The 8,757-nt window shown below is 42.7% G+C and carries 11 protein-coding genes; 2 read left to right on the top strand and 9 right to left on the bottom strand.

Annotated features, from left to right (window positions below; translation table 11 throughout):
- The 3 genes from K245_RS28200 to K245_RS0121800 form a co-directional block, all read right to left on the bottom strand.
- Positions 1–500, bottom strand: a 500-nt coding sequence (locus K245_RS28200) for a hypothetical protein (protein WP_035278042.1), incomplete at its 3' end; no start/stop codon positions are given.
- Complete coding sequence (locus K245_RS0121805; protein WP_027360840.1) at positions 497–724, bottom strand: helix-turn-helix domain-containing protein; 228 nt, start codon at positions 722–724, stop codon at positions 497–499. The genes K245_RS28200 and K245_RS0121805, both read right to left, overlap by 4 nt.
- Positions 721–1,119 carry a hypothetical protein gene (locus K245_RS0121800; protein ID WP_027360839.1) on the bottom strand — a complete coding sequence of 133 codons (399 nt, stop codon included), beginning with the start codon at positions 1,117–1,119 and terminating at the stop codon, positions 721–723. The genes K245_RS0121805 and K245_RS0121800 overlap by 4 nt, the downstream gene beginning before the upstream one ends.
- Before the next feature lie 309 nt (positions 1,120–1,428).
- Here K245_RS0121800 and K245_RS27060 point away from each other — a divergent pair, with 309 nt between their 5' ends.
- Both K245_RS27060 and K245_RS27955 read left to right on the top strand, forming a co-directional pair.
- Positions 1,429–2,118: an XRE family transcriptional regulator gene (locus K245_RS27060; protein WP_051284546.1), complete on the top strand. Its 690-nt coding sequence runs from the start codon at positions 1,429–1,431 to the stop codon at positions 2,116–2,118.
- Positions 2,119–2,317: 199 nt separating this feature from the next.
- On the top strand, positions 2,318–2,542 hold the full coding sequence (locus tag K245_RS27955) for a hypothetical protein (protein ID WP_156906887.1): 225 nt from the start codon (positions 2,318–2,320) through the stop codon (positions 2,540–2,542).
- Positions 2,543–2,615: 73 nt separating this feature from the next.
- Here the strand turns inward: K245_RS27955 and K245_RS0121785 are convergent, their stop codons facing one another.
- From K245_RS0121785 to K245_RS25930, 6 genes are all read right to left on the bottom strand, one after another.
- The gene (locus tag K245_RS0121785) at positions 2,616–4,052 is read right to left on the bottom strand and encodes a right-handed parallel beta-helix repeat-containing protein (protein ID WP_027360837.1); all 1,437 of its coding nucleotides are present in this window, start codon (positions 4,050–4,052) and stop codon (positions 2,616–2,618) included.
- A gap of 145 nt (positions 4,053–4,197) precedes the next feature.
- Positions 4,198–5,172, bottom strand: coding sequence for an MBL fold metallo-hydrolase (locus K245_RS0121780; RefSeq protein ID WP_027360836.1), 975 nt, complete (start codon positions 5,170–5,172; stop codon positions 4,198–4,200).
- A gap of 173 nt (positions 5,173–5,345) precedes the next feature.
- Positions 5,346–6,650 (bottom strand): phosphomethylpyrimidine synthase ThiC, encoded by a 1,305-nt coding sequence (gene thiC, locus K245_RS0121775; protein ID WP_027360835.1) that lies wholly within the window; start codon positions 6,648–6,650, stop codon positions 5,346–5,348.
- A gap of 79 nt (positions 6,651–6,729) precedes the next feature.
- On the bottom strand, positions 6,730–7,797 hold the full coding sequence (locus K245_RS0121770) for a thiamine phosphate synthase (protein WP_027360834.1): 1,068 nt from the start codon (positions 7,795–7,797) through the stop codon (positions 6,730–6,732).
- Positions 7,787–8,461, bottom strand: coding sequence for a sulfur carrier protein ThiS adenylyltransferase ThiF (gene thiF, locus K245_RS0121765; RefSeq protein WP_051284544.1), 675 nt, complete (start codon positions 8,459–8,461; stop codon positions 7,787–7,789). Before thiF ends, K245_RS0121770 begins: the two co-directional genes overlap by 11 nt.
- 12 nt (positions 8,462–8,473) lie before the next feature.
- On the bottom strand, positions 8,474–8,757 hold a 284-nt coding region (locus tag K245_RS25930; RefSeq protein WP_027359741.1), incomplete at its 5' end, for a transposase.

Here is an 8,757-nt window from a genome sequence, read left to right as displayed (position 1 = left end):
ATTTCTGAGAGATAAGCCGGAAGCGTTCCTTGTGTCTGCATGACAAGCAGATCAATAATTCCCTGGCGCTGACTTTTTGGGTGATTCTGGAGAAATTTCACAAAGGTCAAGCGCGCTGTCGCTGTGTCTTTCTGCCAGCCTTTGAGGCTGTGAATCTCTGAGCCTTCCTTATTATAAGGAGCATGCATGGATGGCATTCTGGGTGAGGGCAGCTTTACCTTTGGCGCATGAAGAACGATGATTTCCGCTCCGGTAGAAACCTCTGATTCCTCGGCCATCGGCGCAGGAGCCAGGGATTCAAGAAGGCGGTCGGATTCTGATTTGATTATGGCCTCCTTAATATCCGTGGGCAGCTTCGAAGCCTTGTAAAGTTTAACTTTGCCGCCCTGAACAGATTGCTCTTCACAGATCCAGTTTTCTTTGCTGCACCTTCTTTGCAACGTCGAGCGTGCAATCTGAGTTGCGTCAATTATTTCTTTAAGCGAATAAGCCGTTTTCATGCCGCAACCTCTTCAGTTACATGGCTATTATCAGGAATAGCCAGAAACTCCTGTGGGCATCCTTTTTCAATCAGGCAGTTCATGATTCTGCGGCTGTGTCTGTTTCCCTTGATAAAATCGCAGACATTCTGCCTTGGAATCCCAAGCTCCCTGCCTATATCCGCCTGACTGATTCCGTTCAGTACCATCCATGCTTTAATCTGTAGGCTTTCCCGCTTGATCATAATGAACCCTCTATTTTCTTAAGCCTATTTTTAGCCAATTTCGCCTCCTGGTATGCTTCAGCCCAGGACAAGAGTTTATCCTGCTGCTGATCAATTGCCCGGTATCCGAGAGGCCTTATCAAAATGGACAACAACTCCGTACAGTCACAATCCACGGCCCTGCAAAACACTGGAAAAAGCTTCAGCGGCATTACGTACTCGTCAGCCTGAGGATTAATCCATTTTTCGAGCAACGACATACTTATCTGAGTCTTTATGCCGTGCCTGCGGCAGCTCTCCTCCATACGTTCCAGGATCTGCTCTCTGGAGTATTTGGAAGCCTTGGCCGCCGCGTTCATAGCCAGCTTCAGATCATATGAGATGTTCAGGTTCTGCCCCCTGAATTTCAGTTCCATCTGATGCACTGTCCGAAAGTTCCTTATTTGTTGTCCGAAAAGCGTCAATTCTCTGACGTTGTAACTGCACACAAAATGGTGTAACTTGTAATTTCCGGTTACTTGTTATCTTGTATAAAAGAGAATTACACCTTTTCATGTGTGTAGTCAACCTAAAAATGTGGGCATCTTGCAACACAAAGACACTTATACCACATAAAAATATGGTTAATATTATCAAATAGATAGAGTGGGCATCTTTTATGGTGTGGCCACATTGTAAGTGGGCGGCTTTTCTTGTGAAAGATGCCCACCTAAAAAGAGGGGGTCATGCAAACAATTGGAGACCGAATAAGGCACATAAGAGGGGATACATCTCAAGCCACCTTGGCCAAGATATTGGGGATTCATGTAAATACATTGTCACGTTATGAAGGCAATACCGTAAGCCCAGACGCTAAAATAATAGCGGCAATGTGTACCGAATTTGATATCAACCCCGAATGGCTCTTGCTTGGTACTGGCACACAGAAAAAGGTGACTAATGGCGAAGCACAGCAGACCAATATAGTCTCATGTGCCGAAAATACAGCCATCGACATTGATAATTATTGCTTCGTCCCAATGGTAGAGGCTCGGCTTTCGGCAGGAACCGGTGAGCCTGTGTATTCTGAAAATATTAAGGATTATTACGCATTCAGAAAGCGCTTCATCAATTATATAGCGACAAGCACAAAGAACCTGGTACTGATGAGAGTCTCAGGTACCTCGATGGAGCCTGAAATACTGAACGGTGGGACTGTGCTGATTGATATGGGCAGAAAACATCCTAAAGGCAGCTGTTACTTTGCTCTGGGCTTTGAAGATACTATAATGGTAAAAGAATTGGAGCTGTTGCCAGAAGGCCGTGTAATGATAATCAGCAAAAACCGCAAAGATTATCCTCCCTACGAAGCAAACCTGAAAAGTATCCGCATAATCGGTCAGGTAATTTGGGGTGATCGCCAGTTTCCAATTTAATCTGATGCTGATTTTTCTGATTGATCAAATAAAAAAGGCACTACTTTTCAAATTGAAAGTAGTGCCAAAGCGCGTGCATATTTTTGCCCAAAATCTAAAAGTGGTGCCAAAGCTCGATTCTTCATCGAATCCCGCTAAAACCCAGCAAATCCCGGCACTTCCCACTTGTTTTCAGCTATATCCTATGGTGCCAAAGCGCTTGCTGCTTCACATTGATTCGCCAGATGTCGACGTGAATGCCAGTCTGGTCAATCTGCCTGACAGATATGAGGATGTTGCATCGCTTCTTTCAGATCCTTGTCTTGGAAGGCGTCTTGGAAAAATAAGCAGTCTTGTTGTGTCTGGACGAGGAGGAATTCCTGATGATCCTTACAGTTTCAGGCAGAGCAGGGTATTTAAAGATGATGAATTGGAGTCTTTTTAGAAGATAATGATCTATGTTCTGAATGAAATGCGCATCTAAAAAAGATGCGCATTTCTCATTTTGTAAGAGAACTCTATTGGAAGATGGGAAAAGCAAGCAAAGATTTTTTAATCTGATTAAAATCAAAAAATTTTGCTGCCGTATTTATAAAGCATCCGCTTGATGAAGAAGATGACGCCTTGCCCGGAGAATCCTTGCCTCCTACTTTTGGCTCTTCATAAGCTCCCATTGTATAAATACCGTCCTCTGCCCTGACCTTGTTATCAAGGTCATAGGTAGGGGCATTTTCAGCATTTCCGGTTCCTAAACAAGGTGAGTCCGGAGTAACATGATAATCTCCCCCACCAGTAAATAACGGATCTGAATCAATATTGCCTGTGCCTACGTAGCCGCCTTCTACGTTGCTGTATTTGATTGAGGGATAAGTCTCATCCTTATCGGCTCCAATCTGACCGTTGGCGTTACCCCATATGATCGAGTTTGCTATTTCAGGCCCGACTTCTTCATCGTAGATTCCGCCTATGCCTTCAAACGGATTGTTACCACCTGGGGCAGAGTTTCCTGTAATTGTGCAGCCATAAATACTTGCATTTGATTTTCTTACAGCTATTCCGCCGCCTCTCTGGCCTTCATTTTCTGCAATAAGGCAGCTTTCAATTTTTGATGAGGAGTTTATTTTTACCGAAATACCAGCTCCCCAATAGCTTTTGTTGCGAAGAATGGTGCATCTTTCAATATTTGTTTCAGATTTTCTTATGCATATCCCGCCTCCGTCATAGCCAGGAGGTACTCCGTTTGTTGTTGTGAAGTTGTCTGCCACGTAAAGACCTACAAGCTCCCCCTTACTTTCTTCGGCATGGATAGCACCTCCAGAATAGGCAGAGTTGTTGGTGAAACTACAGTTAATTATCTTGGGGTTGGATGTATTCATGAAGGCTATTCCACCGCCATAGTGCTTTGCTTTGTTTTTATCAAAGCGGCAGTCTTTTATGATAGGATCAGACGTGTTAATTATGATTGCAGCTCCTGCGTAGTCCGTATTATTGTCTGTAAAAACGCAGTTAGAAATAGTAGGAGAACCTTTTTCTTCAGTTGCCTTTGGAGGGGTATATATATCTCCTGGGTTGTATTTCCCGCATCTTATTGCTCCGCCATCCGCCGTATTTGCGTTTTTTATCGTAAATCCCGAAACAACGGACGTCTCGGTTTCATTATGGTAGAAAATAAAAGCCCTGCCGCTTTTCTCACAGTCTATTATGCAGTTTTCAGGGCCACGCTCTGACATTACAGTTATGGCCTTGCCCTGAAAATCGATGTCCTTGTTTTTATCGCCTTTATACTCACCGTCTGCAACTATAACCCTGTCACCGTTTACGGTAGAATCTATTGCAGACTGAATTGTATCGAATTGTGCTGAGCCATCGGCAGCGACTTTCAAATCAGCGGCAAATGCCTGACCTGGCATAATTAGAAGAAAAATGGCATGCAGAAAAAGAGCGGAACGCTTCATGGATCTTAATCCTTATTAATTTCTTAAGTTAAGGAGAGCAGTTTTGAATCTTTGTTTTACTTAAATAACCATGTTTGGGAAAGCAGTTGATTATCCGCAAGAAAATCGCAGACCAAAGAGAAAAAGTCAAGAATCAAAGAATATTTCAGGTTGTATAGAAAGTTTTTTTACCTTTCTGACTTTCTTTAATTTTTACGGAATCGATCAGTTCCTTAATTGAGAGTTTGATCCATCCTTCGGAGTTAAAGCGTGTCACCATGCCTTTGCCAGGATAAAGCCTGTTTTGTATGCTCCTTAATGTGGCTCCAGGCGAGGTTGTTTTTTTTATTATTGAAAGTACATCATTAAGCCTTTTTTTTCTGTGGAAAAGTATTTCCCTTATTCTCTGTTTCGGTCTTATTACGGGACTTCCATGTGCGGGAAGAATGATTTTTAGGTTAGGAAGAGACAGAGTTTCATATAAAGTATTTTCATATTCGGCTAAATCTGAATCGGGTGGCCCAAGCCATGTGATCACCGATCTTAGGATATTGTCCCCTCCAAGAAGTATGCCTTCATTTTCGCAGTAAAGTCCTACGTGATCGCTTGAATGACCTGGCGTATGGAGAAGCTCCCATGTTCTGCCATTTATATATGTTTTATAACCTTGCTCCACAGTCAGATCTGGTTTATCAATGAATTTCATACCCACGGATTTTTCATAGATCAAATTCAGAAATTTTGAACCCCATTTTTCTAAAAGTCCTGCATTGTTATCTATGTCATAATAGTTGCCAATATAAGTTGACCTTGATTTAAGTGCTTTTCCCATTCGATCTGTCAGAAGTATATTTGATCCAGTCATTTTTTTCAGCTCGGTTGCACCTGAAAAATGATCTGCGTGAGAATGACTGGGAAGAATCCATGATAGATTAAAAGGTTTGCCTTTTGATAAAAAGTTTGAGGCTGCAATATCAATATGCCGCTTAACATAATTGACATCAGACTTCAGACCGTATCCTGCATCAAATAGCAGAGCGTTTTCACCCGCTAACAGATAAATGTTTACTGGTGGCTTTAAAGCAGGAAATCTGCTTTTTGTTGTAATGACAAAAATACCTGGTTTGATTTCTTTAAGCATATTTTTTTATGTGGCTCTGTCTAATTCTCAGTTAATAGTGCCTTCGGAGGGTCGCTTTTTGAAAAAAGCACCGCAAAAATTTTATGGTTATAAGTCTTAATTAAGGTGCGCAAGCCCCGAGGTTTGGGCACCTTACGATTTTAAGGACTCGTTGAAGGCTCTAAATCAGATTACTAATCGTTCAGCTGAATATCCTTGCCTTCACGGATACGGTTCATATTTCTGACAGCGCACATTTTTCCGCACATGCTGCAACTGTCTTCGTGTTCAGGGAGAGATGACTCTCTGTAAGCTTTGGGCTTTACTGGATCCATGGCCAGTTCAAACATTTTGTTCCAGTCAAGGGCTGCTCTGGCGCGGCTCATATTATTGTCCCATTCCCGCGCACCAGGGATTTTTTTTGCAATATCACCTGCGTGGGCGGCAATTCTTGACGCTATTATTCCTTCCTTCATATCTTCCAGATCAGGAAGTCTCAGGTGCTCGGCAGGAGTTACATAACAAAGGAAATCTGCTCCATTTGCAGCAGCTATGGCTCCTCCAATGGCGCTGGTTATATGATCGTAACCAGGAGCAACATCTGTGATAAGCGGGCCAAGAACATAAAATGGAGCGCCGTGGCAGAGTCTTTTTTCCATCATCATATTGCCAGCAATTTCGTCAATTGCCATATGCCCCGGGCCTTCTATCATTACCTGAACATTTCTTTTCCAAGCCAGCTTTGTCAGTTCCCCAAGTGTAATCAGCTCTTCCACCTGACAAGCATCTGTCGAGTCGTTTATGCATCCTGGTCTGCATGCGTCACCAAGGCTAAGGGTAACGTCGTATTTTTCACATATGTCAAGCAGACGGTCGTAATGCTCATAAAAAGGATTTTCAGCGTCATTCAGCTGCATCCATGTATAAAGAAGGGATCCACCTCTTGAAACTATGCTTGTGATACGCTCGCTTTTTTTGATTTTTTCAGCTGTTGCCCTGTTCAGGCCAGCATGAATTGTAAGGAAGTCAACTCCGTCTTCCACATGGCGCTCAACAACCTTGAAGAATTCATCCACAGTGATGTCTTTTATGTTCTTATCATAAAAGCCGACCGCATCATAAATTGGTACAGTACCAATCATGGCAGGGGAGATTTCAATGAGCCGCTTCCTGAATTCCCAGGTTTTACCGAAACAGGAAAGATCCATGATTGCCTCTGCTTTCATGGCAAGGGCAAGTCTGACCTTGTCCATTTCCATTTCAATGTCATGACAATCTTTTGAAATGCCCAGATTGACGTTTATCTTTGTGCGAAGTCCTTCGCCCACGCCCTCAGGATCAAGGTTTTTATGGTTTTTATTGGCGGGTATGATGATCTTTCCTTCAGCCATCAGCCCCATGAGACGCTGAACGTCCATTTTTTCTTTTCTTGCTACTGTTTCGATCTCTTTGGTTACGATCCCTTTTCTGGCCGCATCCATCTGGGTGGTATAGCTCATATATTCAATCCTTTGTGACGGTGTTTTTCATTTTTTTTGTAAAATCAGGTGCGTCAGTGTTGATCTTGCACCAATAATTCTAATTTTTGGTAATGCTTTGATTTATTATTTCTCTTAATTCTTCAACCTTTTTGCCGATGTCATCAGCGCCCACAATTTCAGTTACCATTGCGACGCAGCCAGCTCCACGTTTTACCACATCAGCAAGATTATGAGACTTTATGCCGCCTATGGCTACAAACGGAATTTTAATATTAGCCACAACATATTCCAGATAGTCGAAACCGACCGGATCGCATACATCTTTTTTGGTGTATGTCTTGTATATCGGCCCAACGCCTATGTAATCCACACCTGCTTCCACAGCAGCTACAGCCTGTTCAGGGGAATGGGTGGAAAGGCCGATTGCGATGGAATCTCCGACAATTTTTCTTACTTCATGCACAGGGAAATCGTCCTGGCCAATATGGACTCCGTCTGCTTCAACCATAACGGCCAGCTCAATATCATCGTTTACAATGAATTTTGCGCCAAAATCCATGGTCATATGCCGGATTTCCTTACATTCCCTGTATTTCTGAAGAAGAGTCTTGTCTTTTTCCCTGTACTGAACAAGCTTGATGTTCGCTCTGAGCATTTTTTCAACCACATCAATATTGGATCTTCCATTCGAATGATCATGTGCCGTAATGCAGTAGATATCGGTATCAAGGATTGATCTTCGGTTTTCAGAAATAAGCAGCTCCATTATGGCTTTTTCCAGGGTATATGACTCATATCTGCCTGATTCAAATACCTTTGAAACCGTATAATGTCCCACAACCTTGGAATTTTCTTCCAGGCAGCGAAGACCTTCCTGAACCCTTTTGAAATTTCCTATAATAAGATCCCTGATACTGGCTTTATCATCGTTTTTTGAAGCTTGGGAAACTGCAAGGCCAGGATCATTCTGGGAGTCCCTTGAAAGGATTCCGTAATCGAACATTGATGAAGATGCTTTTCTTATGCTGTGCCTGAGATTTCTTAGTGCTGCGGACAGGTCAGGGCGATTAAAGGCAAATCTCATGAGATCTTCGATTACCCTCAACCCTTCTGCTGTTCTGTTCAGGTTTGCGTCTATTATCCTGTATATTTTTTTATTTATCATGATTGCATTCTTTATTGGCTTCCTTGCCGGTTAATGTCCCAATAAAATACATAAGAATAAGATCCGCCTGAATTGCGGCAGCCAGTCCCACCCTTGGAGACATCGGCGGAATAGTTTTGTCTGAAGCAGTTTGTCCATCTCCGACGATATAAAAGTTTTCTTTGATCTTTCTTGCTTTTATTGTGTCAGGAGATCCGTATCCACCTATGCCTGATGCCACAACAAGAAACCGATCAGTATTCATGAAACTTTCAACCAGCATTTTTTTTGATTTTGGATCATCAAATGCCTCAATAATGGCAGAGCAGTCTTCAAAAATCTGTCTGGTATTCCCATATGTCAATCTTTCAGGATAAAGTTTCAGATTAATATCAGGAGCTATGCGCAAAAGGTTTTCCGCCAAAGCATCGACCTTGAATTTCCCGATCTGATCAGGGAAGAAAAACTGACGGTTAAGATTGGACGCCTCAACTCGGTCAAAATCAGCAATCACAAAATTCTTGACCCCGCTTCTGACAAGATGGGCGGCAACATTGGAACCAAGGCCACCTGCTCCTGCAATGCCAATTATGGCGGCGCCGAGTTTTTTTTGAGCCTCTGGTTTCAGATAGCGTTCAAGGCCTTTGTTCAGAGCATCTGAACTATATAAATTGGTTACAGTCATAAATTATTCTGATTACCACTCTGCTTCAGCCATAGAAAGCATGGTTGATGGCATGGGTGGAGTCCTAAGAGCAACATAAATCAGTCTGTGAATCATGGACGGCAGATCATATCGGCGATTGAATCTGTACTGAAATTCTGCCAGGTACCGCGGAACATGCTTGCGATTAATTGCATGATAAGTACCTTTGAGCGCATTTTTTAAGTTACCAAGTATTATATTGACCCATTTGAAGGATGGATGCTCTACAGCTGCTTTACCACCTCCAGTAACATGGGGTTCGTGCTGGAAACCAG

The sequence above is a fragment of the Desulforegula conservatrix Mb1Pa genome, from assembly GCF_000426225.1.
GTDB classification, from domain to species: domain Bacteria; phylum Desulfobacterota; class Desulfobacteria; order Desulfobacterales; family Desulforegulaceae; genus Desulforegula; species Desulforegula conservatrix.
This window is presented reverse-complemented; position numbering and strand designations above follow the sequence as displayed.